We start from the raw sequence: 19,674 nt of genomic DNA on the forward strand, positions 1-19,674 counted from the left end.
AGGTATTGATATATCAATAAAGTCAATAGTAAACTGAAAAATTCTGATTATAATTTACCTTGAGGCTTTTAAATTTATGCTGAAAATCACTATAGTAGGACTGCCAAACACTGGCAAGTCAACCTTATTTAATAGGCTGGTGGGAAGAAAAGCAGCAGTAGTTAGCAACATTCCAGGAGTAACAAGAGACAGACGTGAAGAAGCTGGAAGAATTAGTGATTTGGAATTTAAAGTTATAGATACAGGAGGATGGAACGACCGAACTAACTTTTCATTACAAGTTATTGAACAAATCGAATTTTCCTTATCTGATTCAGACATAATTTTCTTTCTTGTTGACGCAAAAGTGCAAGATGAGCAAAATAAAAAGTTTGCAAAATGGCTGAAAAGAAAAACAAATAAACCTGTAATACTCATAGCAAATAAATGCGAGAGTCATAAATCTGAAAATGTTGATTATCTGCAATTTTTTGATTTCATAGGTCCAGTATATATTTCAGCCGAACACAATCTTGGCATGGTTGATCTTTATAATACTCTATCTAGTGCTATTAAAAATTTAGATCAAGGCACCAAACTATTGGTTGACAAGTTCAGTAAGTTTAGAATCGCAATAATTGGCCGCTCGAATGTCGGGAAGTCAACCTTTCTAAACAGTTTACTCTCAGAAAACAGACTAATAACAAGTTCAGAACCAAGAACTACACGTGATTCTGTGGATATTATATATAATTATAACGGAAAATTAATCACTCTCATCGATACCGCAGGGATCGACAAAAAAATGAATATTGTAGACAACTTAGAATCAAGATTCATTAAGAAAAGCATAGAATCAATAAAACGTTCTCATGTAGTAATTTTAATGCTAGACTCCATTATGGGTATTGAACAACAGAATTTATCAATTGGTGAGAATGCAATCAAAGAAGGAAAAGGAATTATCATTGTTTTAAATAAATGGGATTTAATAAATAAAGATGATAGGAGTAAATTAATAAAATTTATAGAGCAACAGAAAGTAACAAGGTTATCTTTGGAAGTGTCAGTGATAACGATTTCTGCATTAAAAGGTATGTATTGTAGTAATGTGATAGATAAATGCCTTGAAGTAAACCAATTCTTAAACAAAAAAATTAGCACAGCGAAACTGAATAAGTGGCTAATTAGTGCTTTAGATAATCATCCTCACCCACTTGTAAAAGGTAGAGCAATTAAAATGAAGTATATCGCCCAAACTGGTACTAAACCTCCTGCTTTTTCTTTAATATGTAACATACCTAAAAGTGTTGATGAGAGTTATAAACGCTATTTAACTAACGATCTCAGAAAAAGTTTCTTTACTAAAGGCGTACCAGTCAGGTTACTTTTAAAAAAGAATAAAAATCCTTATGCAAAATAAGGATTTTGCTTTACTCTTTTAGAGCTCTTTATAATAATTCATTTTAAATTATGCATAATAACTCTAGAGTTTCTATAATTTTTTTGTTATCAAGTACTTTTGCTCTAATTTTTGCATATGTGCTAGAGTATTTTTTTAATATGCTGCCATGCAAACTATGTATATATGAGCGGATAGTTTACTATATTACAGGGTTACTCGTAGTGGTGCATATGCTCAAAAAAAACAAAATTCTAATTTATGCAATGTTTTGTAGCTATTTTATAGGCACAGTAATATCTTTTTACCATATAGGTCTTGAATTACATTTATTTTATGACATTTTAGGCTGTACAGAACAAGTAGTAGGTGATAATGTTAGCATAGAAGAGCTTAGAAATAAGCTATTAAATCCTAATTACTCTCCATCTTGTGACAGACCTAGTTATATTCTAGGTGTTTCCGTAGCAACATGGAATCTTATTTATCTTATAGCAGCTCTATTTCTATCAAGGAGAATGTATTATGGAGGAAAAAGAAATCTTAAAGTGCAACAGTAATGAGTTTACAGACTGATCTTACCCAGAAAGAGCAAAGAGAAAGAAGAGTAAAATGTTTTTTATAAAAGAGCATCTATTATAAAGTACATAGGAAGTATGTAGAGTTCTGAAGTAGCTGTGAGTTGCAAGAAGAATAAGCAGTAGTGGATCGATTCACAAGAACAAAAAATAAAATCAGCACTAACAAAAGTCTTATTACCTTTAAAAGTATGTTATTTAATATGGTTTGAATTACCTTAAATAAACTTATGTGGCGCATAACCTTGTTATTTATATTACAGGTAACACTAGTAAGTTGTGGTCTACAAAAACCTTCGCCTGTACTATTTAAAGGCGAAGAATTTTACGGGAAAAGAGACCTAGAATATACAAGAGAGTACCATCTCATCAAGAATGATACTGATTCAACAAGAAAAGAAAATAGAAAGACCACTATAAATAGAATATATAGAGATAAGAATGATGCACAAAACGTGAAAATCAATGAGTCAAACTATAAATTTACAATGCCAGTAAAAGGTACTACTGTCTTTTCTGATAAGACATGCAAAGATGGAGTAAAAATCGTTGCTCAAAGCGGGACAAATGTAGTTGCTTCTGCACCTGGTAAAATAATATATGTAGGCAAAGGACTTAGGTGGTATGGAAACTTAATTATAATGGAACACAAAAATAATTACATAACTGTATATTCCTATTTGAAAAATATACATGTTAAAATTGGTGATAAAGTAAAACAAGGACAAGTTATTGGGTCTGCAGGCAAATCAAGTACACAAGATAAAGATCCACAAATGTGCTTTACAATAAGGCGCAATGGTCAAGCGATTGATCCTTCGTTGCATATGAACTGTGATTAAATTTGGATTTATATGAAATATGATTTTAAAACCGTTGAAAAATTTTATCAAAATAAGTGGAATTTCTCTGTAAGCAAGAATAGCAAACGAGATAAATGTTATGTGTTGGAAATGTTTCCATATCCATCTGGCAAAATTCATATGGGACACTTGCGTAACTATACAATAGGAGATGTAATAGCACGTTATAAGAGAGCGCGTGGATTTGAGGTTTTGCACCCAATTGGCTGGGATGCATTTGGATTACCAGCTGAAAATGCAGCAAGGGAGAACAATATTAACCCCGCAATTTGGACAAAAGAGAATATAGATAATATGCGTATGCAACTGAAATCTATAGGTCTTTCCTATAATTGGGAGCGTGAACTCTCCACGTGTGAGCCTGATTATTGTAAACATGAGCAAAAACTTTTTTTAGATCTTTTAAGGCATGGGCTTGCTTACCGAAAAGAGTCATGGGTTAACTGGGATCCAGTAGACCAAACAGTACTTGCGAATGAACAGGTAATCGATGGAAAAGGCTGGCGTTCAGGTGCAATTGTTGAAAAACGTAAGTTAACCCAGTGGTTTTTAAAGATTACTGATTTTGCTGAAGATTTGCTCAAGTGCTTGCAAAATTTAAAGAATTGGCCAGAAAAAGTAAAAACAATGCAAGAAAGTTGGATAGGAAAATCTAAAGGCATCACTATAGAATTTGAAATAATCGGTTTAAACAAAAAATTGAAAATCTTTACAATTCACCCTCACACTTTATTTGGAGCTTCCTTTTGTGCAGTGGCAGCAGAGCACCCTATTATAAAGAATTTCAAAAACAAAAAAATACAAGATTTTGTCGATAATCTGAAAATAAAGGGGAAAAATGACGAAAAAATTGGAATTTACACTGGATTAAATGTCAAACATCCATTTCTTGATAGGGAGTTGCCACTCTATGTAGCGAATTTTATATTGACAGAATATGGAGAAGGTGCAATTTTTGGGTGTCCTGCACATGATCAGCGTGATCTTGAATTTGCACAAAAATATGATTTACCAATCATTCCTGTAATTTGTGAAGAAGGAACACAAAATATAGATTCTTTAAAAAAAACATGTATCAATGATGGAGTGATGTTTAATTCTGAATTTTTAAATGGATTGACGGCTAGTAAAGCAAAAGAAGTAGTCATCAAAAAGCTTGAAGAAAAAGGAATAGGTAAAAAAACTGTAAACTATCGCTTACATGACTGGGGAATCTCAAGGCAACGTTATTGGGGATGCCCTATACCTATTATATATTGTAAAGATTGTGGTACTATTCCAGTACCAGAAAAAGACCTTCCTGTAACTTTACCACCGGACGTAGAATTTACAAGCGGTGGCAATCCACTTGATAAACACCCAACATGGAAATTTGTTGACTGCCCAAAATGTGGAAAACAAGTGGAGCGTGAAACTGATACATTTGACACTTTTTTTGAATCTTCTTGGTATTTTGCTGCATTTTGTAGTGAAGATAAGTTTATCAATAAGGATGCTTGCAACCGTTTTATGCCTGTCGATTATTATATAGGTGGAATAGAACATGCAATCTTGCACCTGCTTTACTCACGATTTTTCTGCCGCGCTTTAACTAGATGTGGTTATTTTGACATTAAGGAACCTTTCTCTACCTTAATCACTCAAGGAATGGTTTGTCATACAACTTATAAAGATGAAAATGGTAAATGGCTATTTCCTGAAGAAGCAAAAGAATTAGTAGCACTAGGTTTAAAAATCCAAGTTGGTAAGGTCGAGAAGATGAGCAAATCGAAAAGGAATACAGTTGATCCAAATTTTATCATAAGAAAATACGGTGCAGATACTGCCCGTTTGTTTGTATTGTCTGACACTCCTCCAGAAAAAGACATAGAATGGTCAGACAACGGTATAGAAGGCTGCTTCCGCTATATAAATAAATTATGGCGTATGGTAATGCAATTCAAACCTATTGTTATCCAAAATCAATCCCCTACCATCCAAGTAGCCGACACCGAGATCAAAAAAGGAAATATGTTATCACATACTGAAATAACACCAGATAAAAATGTTACAAATAAACTTTTAGAGTATAGAAAGAAAATGCACAAACTCTTACACGGGCTTACAGATGACTTAGAAACCTGCAAATTAAATTGTGCAGTGGCAAAATTCCGTGAGATGACGAACTTAATAGCCGAAATAGATATAAAGAACGGAAAATCACTCATTGATGAAAGTATATGCACCCTAATCAGAGTAATCGAACCGTTTATACCACACTTAGCCGAAAGCCTATGGCAAGAAATAGGGGGTGAAGGCATGCTATATCTACAGCCTTGGCCAGAAGTTGCTAAGTCACTACTGATTGATAACGTAGTAACTGTAGCAGTGCAAATCAACGGGAAATTGAGTACAATAATTGAGGTAGCAATTAATCTGCCTAAAGAAGAATTGAAGAAAATAGCAATGAGTTCTGTATCCAATAAGATAGATCAAAACAAAGTTCGAACTATATATACTGTACCAAACAAAATAGTAAACATAGTTGTGTAAAAATCTGAGTAGTGCATCTTTAATTCTATAATTATATTTCTTAATATAAGAAAATATGTACTTGTGCATTGTATACATTTTCCCCCGTATAAGAACATATATGAAAATGAAGAGATTACGCACTTTAGCTATGTTGCTCACCTTATCTTTAGCAAATAGCTAACAACGTAGTAATTGATTTAGAAGGTCAATACCCTCTATACAGGTTTAAACTTTAGTGCTAAATAGAGTAATAATCTTATTACGAAATCCAACGTTATTTTTGGTCAGATTATAACAAAAATCCCAGCTCGAACTTAAAGTTCTTAGTAAGGTTTAATCACTAAAGAATATATGGGCTAGATTATTAGCAAACTATCCTTACTATTTTAACCCAATACTAACCCGAGATTTCATGTTGGTACAGGTTCAATAAGTAAATCTCCAAATAAATATCCTTTTTTTAGTATCACTGAAGATATACCAGAGCCACAAAAAATGAGAAGCACTCTTAGTGACATGCTTGATCTTGTTAAAGACCTAATTACAGACTAAAAAAAAAGAAAAGAATATAAAAAGTCACCAATAAAAAAAGAACTGAAACCTATACGGCGAAAGGTAAAACAAAAAATCATCAGTAAAAGAAAAGTAAAACCACTAGCGGGAGAAAAAACAAAGCCTACAATAACGAAAAAATAACAAGCGTAACAATAGATGAGAAAGAAATGCTACCCTCTGGTGGACAAAATACTGAATTCTATTCTTAGAAACTGAAAGTTAATGTTGATTTTACAAAATTACTCAGCAGGTAGTTACACAATTGGTATTACTGCAAATAAGTGATTTAAAAGCGAAACATATACTATGGGTAACAATGCAACTTTTTGGATAATTAAAATATTTATTCAATATTTATGTGCAATCTAAAAAATGTTTGACTATGGACAAAGTTATGCACGAATTAAAATAATCTTACCAAAAAAAATAAAGGAAAAATTTAGAATAGTTTCTTATAAAAAGAATGACCAATCAAAATATTCAGAAATATATTAGCTAATAGTGGAATATCCATGCTTAATTTAGCAATAAAGGTTTCTATATATTTAAAATAACAGTTCCAATACTCTTTTTAGAGTATTTAGAACTAAACCATCGGGTTTTGAAAACAAAAGAGCAAGAATACTAACGGCCTATAATTTCAACATCCACAATAGAAAAACTAATGTTTACTGAATTTAAGCAAATAGCCTATCTGAAAATCTAATCCAGATTTACGTTATGAAAACATATAATAACGGCACATTTTGCTTATCAAAAACACTACTATTTAGCAAACTAGCGGCAGCAACTGCGCTTTACTAAGTAAAACCTTATAAATACAACTTAAGAATAAGTACCAATAAGATCCTGCTAGTAGATTATAGCTATATACCTTGAGAGCCTGAATAACTTTAATGCTCAACATCAACTTTAATCATAAGCTTTTCCTTGTTCTTTTGCTCCTTCTACAACTACATGTTGTTCCCTATGAAGATTATCCCGTTTTGAACTACTTTTATTTTCAGTACCTTAAGTTTCTTTTTAAAAATATCAAGGTTACTCCTGAGCTACAAAATTTTACTCTACTTAAGAAACTTTCCCTTTTTTAGCCTATTCACAGCTTCTTCCTACCTATAATGCAGAATGAGAAGAAATTTAGCAGCTTCTGCTTTTTTTATATTTTTAGGAACTTATTTGTTAATGGGTTCCTTCTTACTTATTTCATGTACCATATATTCTTATCCAGCACACATGCCGGCTGTCGGACTTGAACTGACAACCTACTGATTACAAGTCAGTTGCTCTACCTAATTGAGCTAAGCCGGCTTCAAGTATATATACAATTATCAACGAATTTTCGTCAACTAATTTTTAAAATTATCAAAATACTACATAATAAAATAATATGAGAAAACTTCCATTGAAACCAAAAAAGACTTTAGGATAAAATTTTATTTTTATTAAGCGAAACAACAAAAAATAGTCCTTTTTAGCTGGTAGTCCGGAAGATTTTAATATTATCAAAATTAGTTCTAAATATAATATCTTAACAAGAAAGATGCTAGCACATAAATCAAGAGTTCCTGATTGCTGTAGAAAGAAAGCTAATATAATACCTGATCAAAATTATTGCAACCTACCTTATAATTTTTCGGTAGCATTGTTTTAAAAGTGGTTAAATAATATAAAGTTCCCTACAAGTTTGACATTAATGTTTCAGAAGAAGGCGGTAAGTTACATTATAACAAAACCCAATTCTAAAAATTATGGCTTTTTTCTATTGATACCAAACCAAGTAGCAACAAACATTTGAAAAACTTAACTATAGAAAAATTTTGTTTACTAGCAAATGATACACAAAAAGAACTATTTAATAGTCAGATGGCATATCAAATTGAGATATTACAAATTAAATATAATTAATAAATTCTAAAACATAATTATTAATAATAGTTGACAACTTCAATAAACACTTCATTAATGAATCAACACTACAACAACGGAAAATGCCCTGTATCTTTGCCGAATTATAGTCGCTCTCACAAACTAAGTAGTATAGCTTAAGCTTACCATATTCTAGCTATGTTAAAATGACTCCCAAAAAGATTTATCTATCAATAAAATTGAATTTGATTGTGAAAGTGATAACCCTACTATAAATGTAACTTTAGATCCAGAATACAGAAAATATTCAAGTTATCAAAAAAAGTGAGTAAAAAAGACTGTACTACAGAGTATATATCAATCTTAAACCTTGACTTTACTTTATAGAATTCATACTTTACTTACTGATGTATTTTAAGTTTTTTTAATAAAAATGGCATTAAATCCGCTAGAACAATTTAAAATATATACAATAATAGAGTTACCTAGATTATTCGGGTACGACATAAGTTTTACCAACTCATCTCTTTTTATGATGATTTCAATAATATCAGTTGCACTTTTCTTGCTCTTAGGAGTAAAGCAGAAGTCAGTAATACCAGGATATTTACAAGCTGCAGTTGAGTGTGTATATGATTTTGTCATTTCAATAATAGAAAATAACACTGGAAGCAAAGGATTGAAGCATATTCCGTTGATATTCACAGCATTTATTTTCACTTTATCGTGTAATTTAGTTGGTATCCTTCCCTACAGTTTTACAGTTACAAGCCATGTGATAGTTACTTTTGCCTTATCGACAATAGTTTTTATTTATACAACTGTTGTTGGATTCAAAGAAAGAGGAATAAAATTTCTACGTATTTTATTACCAGAAGGTACTCCATCATGGCTTGCTCTAATGATGGTTTTTATCAAGCTATTTGCTTACCTCTCAAGACCTATAAGTTTATCAATTAGGCTTGCTGCAAATATGATTGCAGGTCATACAATTATTAAGGTAATAGCAGGGTTTATTGTGAATATGCATTTAGCTCTAACTCCTATACCGTTTTTGTTTATAATTGCCCTAATAGGGTTTGAAGTGTTTGTTGCAATTTTACAAGCCTATATATTCACCTCTTTAACATGTGTATACTTGTCAGATACAGTAAAGTAATTGACTTTATCTTTAGAGCATTTTACAATTAATCCTACAAGGAAATGGTTGAAGGTAATATATGGATTTAGTAGCTTTAAAGTTTATAGCAATCGGGTTAAGTGTACTTGGCATGCTTGGAGCTGGTACTGGTGTAGCAAATATATTTTCTACCATGCTAAATGGACTCGCGAGAAACCCTGAATCAGAAGATAAGATGAAAAAATACGTCTATACAGGAGCAGCTTTAGTTGAAGCAATGGGGTTATTTGCATTTCTACTTGCATTGCTATTAATATTCGTTGTCTAATATGCCGCAACTCGACGCTTCAACTTTCTTTTCTCAAGTTTTTTGGTTTTTAATTTTTTTCTCTTCGCTTTTTTTTATAGTATGTCACTTATTTTTACCAAAGTTAGATGAAATAATAAACATCAGAAACAAGAAAGTATTGGATTCTTTTAATAGTTCTATTCGTCTTCTAGAACTTACAGAAAACCAGGTTACTAGGTACAACTTGGCTTTAAACAAAGCTAGAACACAGGCAAAAAAGGTTGTGAGCAATGCACTTGTTCAAGTAGAAGAAATGAGAGCAAGCGTAAAAAATATAATAGAAGAGGAAGATAAAAAAATAAATAAGCTTGTTGAAGAAAAAGTAGCAAAATTTAAATCTGAATATATCGATGAATTAAAGCAAACAGCTATCGGTATCGCTTTAATTTACTACAATAAGTTAACTAATTCTGAAATTGAAGAGGAATTTGTTGCTAACTTGATATTCAAAGAATTTTAGAGGTTTTTATGTCTACATCAATGATCATTGGCCTTGCTTTCTCAGTAGGTTTTATCTTTTCATATAGATTATTAAAGAAATTAATAAAAAATATCCTTAATAGAGAACGTGACAAGAGCAAGTTTACAAACGAAGAGGTTGAAAAATTCAAAAGAGATATGTTAGAATACTATAAAAAGTCTTCTGAAAAATACAAAAAATTAGATGCAGAGGTTAATAAAACAATAAATGAAGCACTCGATAAGGCTAACAGAATCATTAAGTATAATAGACAACAACTAGACCAGACGTTGAATGAGAACGCTCGCTTCCACTTGAAGAAAGTCACTGACCAAGTTGAAAAAGCTATTGGAGATTTACAAGCTAGTACAGCAAATATAGCAGCTGATGCCGTAAAAAAAATAATACAAGTACATCAGGATAACAAGCGCAGTAGTGAAATCATATCTTCACTTTCACGTGATCTAAACAAAAAATTACATTAGGTTCAGTCAGCAATTTTCTGCCAGTGATATAGAAAAATTTAAGCTCGATTTCAGTTTACATTAAAGAGCAAGAAAAGATTTTTTATTATAAAATAATACCTTTCCTTGGTAAGGATTAAATAATACTACTTTTTTCTATGATTAAAAATACAAATTAAGGTAATAACTATTGGATCAAAGGTTACTATGATGATAACTGCGTATTGATAAAGGTAGGTGTAAACAGGTTTTAGATTCTCTTAACCAAAACCTTTAATATTTCAGAATTTGCGAGTAACTATTTATAGTATAAGAACCCCTAATTTCTCATCCAAGAGCATCAAACTAAGTACGATATTTCTCGCTTTTTTTTATGACTTCAACTTTAATTCCAACAGCAAATTATATATACTTTGCTTTGATGCTTTCATTTGGATTAGGATGTTCTAACTATTTATTTTAATTTATAACTATATTTTTTAACCTATAGTGACTCTTAACCAAAAAATAAATTGTAATGAGTTAAATGAAGAAGGTTTTCCCATATGTATATATTATTTTGTTACCTATTTTCAAAGAATAGTACAGTGTAGAACAATTCATTGAAAGTATTAAAAGTTTAAATTATTCAGAATCAAAATTAGATGTGAAGCTTTTTATAGAAAAGTACAATCAGGAAACACTTACAACTATAGCAAAAATATACTTTATCGCAATACTTTAAAGTAATAAAAGTGTTTCATTCTTTTCCTAAAACAAAAGCTAAGTCATACAATCATGACATGAACTTTGCTAAGAAAAAAGTGCGCGGCAATATATGATTCAAGTAACAAGATAGATCCGCTGCAGTTGAAAAACACTAATTGAACTTAATAAATGCGACAACAAGTCAGCCTGCGTGTAGGTGAGTTTAAACAACTACAATTATAGTTACAGTTTTCTTATAAAATCTTTTTCTCTAGAATATATGAACTAATTTCAATATTTATTGCCTAGATTTGAAAAAATGAACATATCACCACCTCTAGGTAGTAGCAGTAACCATTCCTTGTAGAATTTTGAGAAAAGCCCTTTTCTGCAATATTTATAATCTCACTAAAGATGCTGACTTAACAAATTCGGAGATATTGAAAAAATTACTAACTATTATACTTGTTTGGATTAAGAAAAGAACATGCTGGATCAAATATTATGTGCAAACTTACATTATCTATTAAAAAAACATAAAACCATTGAATAAATGCGCTGAATTTAAAGTAATTTTGCTATTGAACCCCTTCATTGGTTCTGCAACTTTATACTTCTCACTACTCCATCTTTATTACTTTCATTAATGTTAACTCGTATTTTAAATGAATTATTTTTGTATTATTCTATAATAGAGTACATGACTAATTTGACTCTTTTGATAAGAACTATCAATCAGCAAAATATGTCTTTATATTTTTATATAATATCAATATTTTTTCCTACCTACAGTCAGATACATAATAGTATTACATCCTTTCTCGCTTTGTGGGAACCAATTATTCATCCTCGGCAATGGAACAAAAGCAATCAAAATCTGTAGTCATCTGGCTCTTCCTCTGCTCTATCATGGTGATCATCATGGTGGGGATTGGAGGGTTTACAAGACTTTCAAAAGCAGGATTATCAATCACAGAGTGGAAACCATTTTCTGGAACATTACCACCATTGAGTGAACAAGATTGGCTGCAAGAAAAATCAAAGTACGAGGCTACACCTGAATATAAAATATTTAACTACGGTATCAGTATGAAGGAGTTTCGTACTTTATATCTAATAGAATATATACATAGATTGGTTGCAAGGCTAACAGGTTTAGCTTTTATTCTGCCATTTATATATTTTCTGCTGAAAAAGAGAATATCTAAAAAGGCAGCAATAAGGCTATCTACAGCACTATTGTTTGGAATATCACAAGCTCTTGCTGGTTGGTACATGGTCAAAAGTGGGCTAGTATCTGAACCTCATGTCAGTCATTACAGGCTTGCACTTCACTTATTGTTAGCATTAATTATTTTTGCATTACTATCATATCAATTTTTTGATTACCAAATACGGATCCCAATGTTACGTACACAACAACTATACAAACATTACAATGTAAGAGTAATTTTCACCAAAAAAGGCATCATCCCAGTGCCCAAACACTGGGATCCAGAAGACTTAACCTTAAACAAACATGTCAAGCGACCATATAGTAAAAGCTGGACTCCAATGCCGAGTACTGGAATAACACCATTTACTGTGCAATTTACTTTTAAAAGCAAGTACTTGTACAGTTATATGTTATTACATACTAGGATAATAGAATCCCAGTTTACTAGTCATAGTACATATCACACAATACTTATTCTGACTCTAGTTACTATACAAATAATCTTTGGTGTTTTTGTTGCAGGATTAAATGCTGGTTTAATTTACAATACTTTTCCATTAATGGATGGACAAATCGTTCCAGAAGATTTACTTTCCTTGCAGCCTATATGGCTCAATATCTTTGAAAATAGAGCGACAGTGCAATTTATACACCGAGCATTAGCATTGCTAATATTAGTTCTGACAATAATACTTACAATAAAAAATACCAGTGTAAAATCGGTATATGTTATGCTATTCTCCGTTATTATTCAGATGATTTTAGGGATAGTTACTTTGTTGTTTCACATACCAATAGCCGTTGCTGTAACCCATCAAATATTTTCGTTTATCTTGTTTGGATCAGGTTTATATTTTTTCTGCTATTTAAGAAAGCAGACCACATCACCAACTTGTACATTTTTTCCTTCTTGAACGGGAATATTTTTTATCACCATTTCTGATTCAGCACATATAATATTTTCCATCTTCATTGCTTCCACAACAAATAAAGGTTGTCCTACTCCTACCTGATCTCCAACATTTACGTGTAATTTAACTAATAAACCAGATATTGGAGATTTTACAGCATTTACTGCAACTCTTTCTGTTTCGTTATTTAGCATGAACTTACTTAATCTAGCTATATGAGGTTTAAACACACAACATTCAGCTTGCATCCCAGCATGTCTTATAAAATATCTACTACCTTGTTTCTCTACCTTTAGTATTATATTGGTATCATCATTAATTGTGATAGATAGTAACCTATAACTTAACTTCCACTTACCTATTATAGAGTATGTATTGTGATTATATACTGTTGTTAACACACTATTTTGATACTTTGCATTTATGGAGTACTCGTTGTTATTTATTCTCACTATGAATAAATCTCTTGCACGACTGCCTGTAGTTCCATCATTATTAGATATTCCCCCAATATTATTAAGTGTCATTCTAACACCGCAAGGTGTCATCTGAGCAAATGACACTGGAACTAATTCTTCTCCTTTTCTAGATTCTAGTATCACACGCTGGAATGACATTAAAGACGTTTCATTTACTGCTTTATAATAGCACTTTTCCTCATTTTCCAAATGAACATACAGTACAGCAAAAATAAACACCTTAACATATTCTTCTGTAACAAAATCACCGTGAAAACCATTTGGATAATGGTCTGAGATAAACCTCGTATGGAGTTTCGCTGCAACAAAATTTGGATGATGAAAGATGGATTCCAGAAATTCTATATTATTTGTTACTCCTTCTATATAACACTCAGACAACGCTTTTTGCATTCTGCCGATTGCCTCTATTCTATCTTTTCCGTACGTTATCACCTTCATGATCATTGAATCATAGAACATGCTAATTTCTGAACCTGCAGCAACTCCATCATCTATCCTTACACAGTTGTTAGATTCCTTACACAGCAATTGCTTTGATGAAAGGTTAACAACACTACCCAGTGTCACTCCAGCGCATGATACCGAAACCCAATCGTTTTTTTCCTTGATAGCAGTGTTTGATACTGGAATAATAGGGAGTTGTGTAGAAAAATTTTCATCCGGTTTATTGTAATACCTTATCCTTCCACTAGAAGGAAAAAATTTTTTTGACGGGTCTTCGGCACAAATTCTGCTCTCTATTGCAGATCCAGTAAGTTTAATATCATCTTGACTAAACCTTAATTTTTCTCCACAAGAGGTTCTAATCATTTCTTCCACTATATCTATTCCTGTAACAAACTCTGTTACTGGGTGCTCGACTTGTAACCTAGTATTTACCTCAAGAAAATAGAAATTTTGATTCTTATCTACAACAAACTCAACAGTACCTGCTGAAAAATAACCAACTTCCTTTGCTAAAGAAACACATTGGATATACATTCCTTGTCTTACCCTCTCACTGATGAACGGGCTTGGAGTTTCCTCTATTATTTTCTGATTATTTCTTTGTACTGAGCACTCCCTTTCTCCAAGACACACCACATTTCCATATTTATCTGCTATAATCTGTATTTCAATGTGCCGCGATAACTCTATATACTTCTCTATAAAGATACTCCTATCTTTAAAACTTTTTTCTGCTTCGTTTGTTGCTGATATAAATGCTAATTCAATTTCCTTTTTGGAGCTTACAACTCGCATGCCTTTACCGCCACCACCTAAAGCAGCTTTCAGTATAACGGGAAATCCAATCTCCTCAGCAACGCTAGCTGCATGGGCAGCATCATTGATCTTACCTATATATCCCGGTACCGCATTGACCCCAGCCCTCTTTGCTGCCTCCTTTGCTGTTATTTTATTAGCTATCACTTCTATTGTTTCTGCACTTGGACCAATAAAATCTATACTGTATCTTTGCAAAGCACGTGGAAAATCTGGGTTTTCTGCCAAAAAGCCATAACCGGGATGAACTGCCTGCACACCTGTTTCAACTGCTGCTTCACATATCTTTTCAATGTTTAAATAACTTAGATAAGAAGGCGAAGGACCAATGTACCTCGACTCATCTGCTTGTCTTACATGCACAGAATTTACATCTGCATCTGAATACACGCACACACAAGATATACCTACTCTATGGGCAGTTCTGATGATCCTACAAGCAATCTCTCCCCTGTTTGCTATTAAAATTTTACAGTACTTTCTTTCCATCACTGCATAAGTCTACTTTCTTAAATTGAGAAAGCAAATTTCTATGTCGCTGCTACAAATAAACTCTAACCTCATATCATAGACATACAGATCATTCAGAAGCTATTGTAGCTACTTAAGCTAGTACAAAATATTGAGAACCAAAAAATAAAAAGTATAAGAACAAATACAAGGCAGTAATGCATGCTATAACTCCTACTATATAAATATAAACATAGAAGCCACTCTTTATGCTTGTAGCCTACTTAATTTCCCTCCATTTTATAATACCTGAGAAATAAATAGTGCTACACCACTCTCCAATTATTCCTTAACATAACCTTTATTTCTTTGTATATATTCTCAATATACTCCATCTTTAATTTTTTCCACTTCCTCTTAATTTTTAGCTTCCTCTGCCTTTTAAACCTTACTCTTAGGCACCTTCTTCTAAGTCTTTCATAACCTCTTTGAGTAGGTGTAGGATTCTGTCATTTATTCACTATATTTAAAAATGGATTACTATTTTCATCAAGCCTACTTAGCTACATAAACAACATTCTCTTTATAAATTCTGACAAATTTACCTTTATCTCCTTTTCTTATAGCATTAAGTCAATAAGCCATTAGATTGAACCATAACATGCCCTTCTATATTTAATTAATATTAAGTTATATACTATAATTCATAAAAAATATGACTTTATCTTTTGAAATAAATAAATTATAAATTGTTATAAGCATAAATTTCAGCCATAATTATTTATATTACCGTAACAGCAAATATGCTAAGCATAATCACTAGATTTGCTCCATCTCCAACAGGTTTTTTGCACATTGGTGGAGCTCGCACTGCTTTATTCAATTGGCTCTACGCAAAGCATCATGGTGGTAAGTTTTTACTAAGGATTGAGGACACTGACAAGAAACGATCAACACAAAAGGCAATTAATGCAATAATAGACGGCCTGAAATGGCTTGATGTGAATTATGATGAAGAAATAATATACCAATCAAAAAGAACAGAGAGGTATGTTGAAGTTGCAAACCTTTTAGTCAAAAGAGGTAAGGCGTATTACTGCTATTGCCCTGAAAATAAAGTTGCAGAAAAGAAAGCAAAAGCAAGAGAAGAAGGAAAGATATACAAGCATAAATGCTTCAATGTAACACCAAATGTAAAGCCTGTTGTTCGATTTAAAGTCCCAGATTCACAAGATATCGTTGTTAACGATAAAATATACGGTCAAATTAAAGTAAATAGCAAACAAATTGATGACATAGTAATTTTACGTTCTGACAACACTCCAACATATATTTTTGCCGTGGTGATTGATGATCATGATACTAGAATAACTGATATAATACGTGGTTCTGACCATCTTACTAATACTTTTAAACAATTACTGATATATCAAGCCCTTGATTTTGATATCCCACGCTTTGCACATGTACCGCTGATTCACCAGGAGAATGGAAATAAGCTATCTAAAAGACATGGTGCAACAAGCATTTGCGATTATAAAAAAATGGGAATATTACCAGAGGCAATGCGCAACTACTTACTAAGACTTGGCTGGAGTCATGGAAACGATGAGATTATCAGTAGTGAGCAGGCAGTAGAGTGGTTCAATTTAGAAAACATTGGTCGTTCACCTGCACGCCTAGATTTTAAAAAGCTGAAATACTTAAATAATCACTATATTAATAACATGAGCAATAAAGACATTCTGACTCTAATACTTAGAGAAAATACTCTAAACGATAAAAAAAAGAACTATTTACTACACGGGCTAACGGAACTAAAAAAAAGAGCAAGCTACCTGAACGAATTATTGGATTTAGCACAGTTTTATATTCAAGATCCACCACTTGATTTAAACAAAGAAGCCGAGCAAATTGTCAAATCTAACCTCGATACAATCAAATTACTTGCGTCATTTCTCTTGAGAATTAGTCATGAAAACTGGAACAAGAACTCTCTACCTTCTCAAGTCAAGGAGTTTTCAAAGTTACATAATGTTAAAATAAGTGATGTGTACCACTCATTACGCGCCCCTATAACCGGAACAATGGATGCACCTGGGATCATCAATATAATGGTAACTCTTGGTAGAGACGAGTGTATAAGAAGACTACGGAACTATAGCTGAAGTTTGCCTTTTAAACGTATAGAATGTTAACTAACTACCGATTAACATTGCCTTAAAAAGAGTACCCATATTTTCAGTTAACCTTAAAAACTCACTAAAAATTCTATTCTTATGTTCATCATTTGCATTTTTGATTAAAGTTTGTACCCTTTCCTTTATACCAAAAAGATATAAAAATTCTCTTTGAGTTAAAATTTCACACTCTATGTGTTTTAATGCGTCCTTCAATGCTTGAAAATTCACAAGCGCAGTAATATCATTATCACCAACATCTTCAAGAAAATTGGCATACCTGTGTTGTCTGATAGACTGTAAAGTGCTTTTATATGTAGGATATACATAGCCATAATCTATAACTATAGCAGCCCCTCTGTTACTAACTATTTTTTCTTCAAGTTTTTTGAATATCTCAATTCCAGCTGAACATATTTCCACCACTGCACCATTAAAAAGCTCTTCATTCGGCATTTGAGTAGTTAATAGTGAAACATAGGATTTTTCCTTTCTGGATTCTAGTATTAGGCACTGAAACAATACCCCATCATCCCGCCTTGTTATCCTATTTTCATACCACTCACCATTATGATACACAAATTGATCTATAGGAAGAGCATCAAAGAATTCATTTGCTAAGAAAATAGTTGGCTGCTCCGGCAAATCATTAATATCTACGTGCCAATTAATATTTGATTCTTTTAATTTCCCCTTCTGTATCTTCTGTAAAGTAGGGCTGATCTCAATTAGGTGAATAGCCATTGATCTAAAAAAATTACTGTGTTTTTTAGTGACTCTTATTATATCGTGAATAAGTGTTCCTTCGCCTGGCCCAAGTTCAACTAGAGAAAATTTTAGCGGCTTTCCTAATTTTTCCCACATATACATTACCCAAACTGCAATTATTTCACCAAATAATTGACTGATTTCAGGAGCTGTGATAAAATCATTATTTTTACCAAGTGGTGACCTATTCATATAATAGCCATGTTTTTTATGGTATAGAACAGCATTCATAAAGTCACTGATAGGTATTGACCCTTGGTTTTGATCAATTAATTTATATATATAAGAGAGCATATATTAATAAATGTTTAATCATCGCGTGTCACAATACAAATTAGTAGAGTATTTATATCTATAGTATAAACTTTAAGAGCTTATTAACAATAGTGCTTCGATTATGAGCGATCAGGATATTAACAATTATACTATTTTTATAAACCCAGATGATAGTATTGAATGTAAACTTGATGAAACTGTCAATTTTATAGAAAATAAGGTTATAAGCACTGATGGGTTAACTCTAATAGAAGTATTTCAAGCACTAGTTCAAATGCTAAACGGCGATTCAGAAGTAGTAAAAAAAGTACTAGCATATGCCAATATTATGGCAAAACATGGAACAAAAATAGCGAAAGAATCACAACCAAGTAGAGCTGAAGTTCTTCGATTTCTTAGAGGTAAAGAAAATGTTGCCAGCAGACAAGAACCTGTAAAGAAGCCATCCCCTACACCTGCTGTAAAATCAATCAAAAAGAAAATTAGAGGTTTTTAGATGGCTAATTCTATAAAAAAATTTACTGTGCAATGTGACTTCAAAGGACAAACTTCACCTTTTACGATATACATAGGAAACCCAAAAAGTGACACTCATCCGATTCACCATCAAGATTCCTGGCTCGTAAGAGAACGTGGAGGTAATATTCCTAGTAAAGTAAAAGAAAGCCTGCAAAAATTGCACAAATTATCTAAAGAAAATGGAATCTCTTTTTCAGAGTTATGTGCATATGCCATAACAGTGATTAACAATAGTGGTAAAACAAGCAATAGCAAAAAATAGCATATTATATTCCTAGTATCTATTTTTTGTTATCTAAATCTTACACCAAGATTCATACAAATCTCCAATTTATAAAACGTTACATTACTTGTATTTTATCAGCATAGCATAAAAGCAATTTAATACAGATATAATTAAATGCTGATGAAATTTATACTAAACTATTCAGTTGCCCTTAAAATTGTTATCTCCCTCATAGAGATAAAAATAAGATCAAAGGCATTGTATAGTTTTAACTCAAGTTGAACAATGAACAGTAAAGAAAGTATCTCTTGCTAAGAAAAGGCCATTCAAAAACTTCATACCCTGATAAGGCAAGTAGAAAATCTAAAGCAAAGCCAACATCATATTATGTGAACGAAATGTTATTCATGACATTTGTACACGAACAATTATTCATATTTCGTGGAAGCAGAGAATGTACCAATGCCAAGGCTTATGAGTGTTAGGTATGGTAATTAGATTCATGACAGCAAACAAGTGCCATGTTCAATCATCATAGATACCAAG

The 19,674-nt window shown here is 32.1% G+C and carries 14 protein-coding genes and 1 tRNA gene; 12 read left to right on the top strand and 3 right to left on the bottom strand.

What is annotated here, in order from left to right:
• Nucleotides 1-76: 76 nt before the first annotated feature.
• The 4 genes from der (at nucleotide 77) to leuS (ending at nucleotide 5,354) form a co-directional block, all read left to right on the top strand.
• A complete protein-coding gene (gene der / locus WOO_RS00160; RefSeq protein ID WP_014868699.1) occupies nucleotides 77-1,402 on the top strand; it encodes a ribosome biogenesis GTPase Der in 1,326 nt (441 codons plus the stop codon).
• Between the two features lie 50 nt (nucleotides 1,403-1,452).
• Nucleotides 1,453-1,941: a disulfide bond formation protein B gene (locus tag WOO_RS00165; protein ID WP_014868700.1), complete on the top strand. Its 489-nt coding sequence runs from the start codon at nucleotides 1,453-1,455 to the stop codon at nucleotides 1,939-1,941.
• Between the two features lie 248 nt (nucleotides 1,942-2,189).
• The gene (locus tag WOO_RS00170; protein ID WP_014868701.1) at nucleotides 2,190-2,801 is read left to right on the top strand and encodes a murein hydrolase activator EnvC family protein; all 612 of its coding nucleotides are present in this window, start codon (nucleotides 2,190-2,192) and stop codon (nucleotides 2,799-2,801) included.
• A gap of 12 nt (nucleotides 2,802-2,813) precedes the next feature.
• On the top strand, nucleotides 2,814-5,354 hold the full coding sequence (gene leuS / locus WOO_RS00175) for a leucine--tRNA ligase (RefSeq protein ID WP_014868702.1): 2,541 nt from the start codon (nucleotides 2,814-2,816) through the stop codon (nucleotides 5,352-5,354).
• A 1,771-nt stretch (nucleotides 5,355-7,125) separates the two neighbouring features.
• Here the strand turns inward: leuS and WOO_RS00180 are convergent.
• Nucleotides 7,126-7,199, bottom strand: a tRNA-Thr gene (locus WOO_RS00180).
• Between the two features lie 991 nt (nucleotides 7,200-8,190).
• Between WOO_RS00180 and WOO_RS00185 the strand changes: the two genes are divergently transcribed.
• The 5 genes from WOO_RS00185 (at nucleotide 8,191) to WOO_RS04070 (ending at nucleotide 12,967) form a co-directional block, all read left to right on the top strand.
• Nucleotides 8,191-8,916 carry a F0F1 ATP synthase subunit A gene (locus WOO_RS00185; protein WP_014868703.1) on the top strand — a complete coding sequence of 242 codons (726 nt, stop codon included), beginning with the start codon at nucleotides 8,191-8,193 and terminating at the stop codon, nucleotides 8,914-8,916.
• 61 nt (nucleotides 8,917-8,977) lie between these two features.
• Nucleotides 8,978-9,205 (top strand): F0F1 ATP synthase subunit C, encoded by a 228-nt coding sequence (locus WOO_RS00190; protein WP_014868704.1) that lies wholly within the window; start codon nucleotides 8,978-8,980, stop codon nucleotides 9,203-9,205.
• Nucleotide 9,206: 1 nt separating this feature from the next.
• The gene (locus tag WOO_RS00195) at nucleotides 9,207-9,686 is read left to right on the top strand and encodes a F0F1 ATP synthase subunit B family protein (protein ID WP_014868705.1); all 480 of its coding nucleotides are present in this window, start codon (nucleotides 9,207-9,209) and stop codon (nucleotides 9,684-9,686) included.
• 8 nt (nucleotides 9,687-9,694) lie between these two features.
• Nucleotides 9,695-10,171, top strand: coding sequence for a F0F1-type ATP synthase subunit B (locus WOO_RS00200; protein WP_014868706.1), 477 nt, complete (start codon nucleotides 9,695-9,697; stop codon nucleotides 10,169-10,171).
• Between the two features lie 1,575 nt (nucleotides 10,172-11,746).
• A complete protein-coding gene (locus WOO_RS04070) occupies nucleotides 11,747-12,967 on the top strand; it encodes a COX15/CtaA family protein (RefSeq protein ID WP_014868707.1) in 1,221 nt (406 codons plus the stop codon).
• On the opposite strand, the gene WOO_RS04075 is transcribed toward WOO_RS04070, so the two are convergent.
• On the bottom strand, nucleotides 12,916-15,198 hold the full coding sequence (locus tag WOO_RS04075; protein WP_014868708.1) for an ATP-binding protein: 2,283 nt from the start codon (nucleotides 15,196-15,198) through the stop codon (nucleotides 12,916-12,918). The genes WOO_RS04070 and WOO_RS04075 overlap by 52 nt on opposite strands.
• Before the next feature lie 764 nt (nucleotides 15,199-15,962).
• Between WOO_RS04075 and gltX the strand changes: the two genes are divergently transcribed.
• A complete protein-coding gene (gene gltX / locus WOO_RS00215; RefSeq protein WP_014868709.1) occupies nucleotides 15,963-17,327 on the top strand; it encodes a glutamate--tRNA ligase in 1,365 nt (454 codons plus the stop codon).
• A 30-nt stretch (nucleotides 17,328-17,357) separates the two neighbouring features.
• Here the strand turns inward: gltX and WOO_RS00220 are convergent, their stop codons facing one another.
• Nucleotides 17,358-18,401 (bottom strand): class I SAM-dependent methyltransferase, encoded by a 1,044-nt coding sequence (locus WOO_RS00220; protein ID WP_014868710.1) that lies wholly within the window; start codon nucleotides 18,399-18,401, stop codon nucleotides 17,358-17,360.
• A 103-nt stretch (nucleotides 18,402-18,504) separates the two neighbouring features.
• Here WOO_RS00220 and WOO_RS00225 point away from each other — a divergent pair, with 103 nt between their 5' ends.
• Entirely contained in the window at nucleotides 18,505-18,879 is a 375-nt protein-coding gene (locus tag WOO_RS00225; protein ID WP_014868711.1) for a hypothetical protein, read from the top strand.
• Nucleotides 18,880-19,164 (top strand): DUF2610 domain-containing protein, encoded by a 285-nt coding sequence (locus WOO_RS00230; protein ID WP_014868712.1) that lies wholly within the window; start codon nucleotides 18,880-18,882, stop codon nucleotides 19,162-19,164.
• Nucleotides 19,165-19,674: the final 510 nt, after the last annotated feature.

Source organism: Wolbachia endosymbiont of Onchocerca ochengi (assembly GCF_000306885.1).
Lineage (GTDB): Bacteria > Pseudomonadota > Alphaproteobacteria > Rickettsiales > Anaplasmataceae > Wolbachia.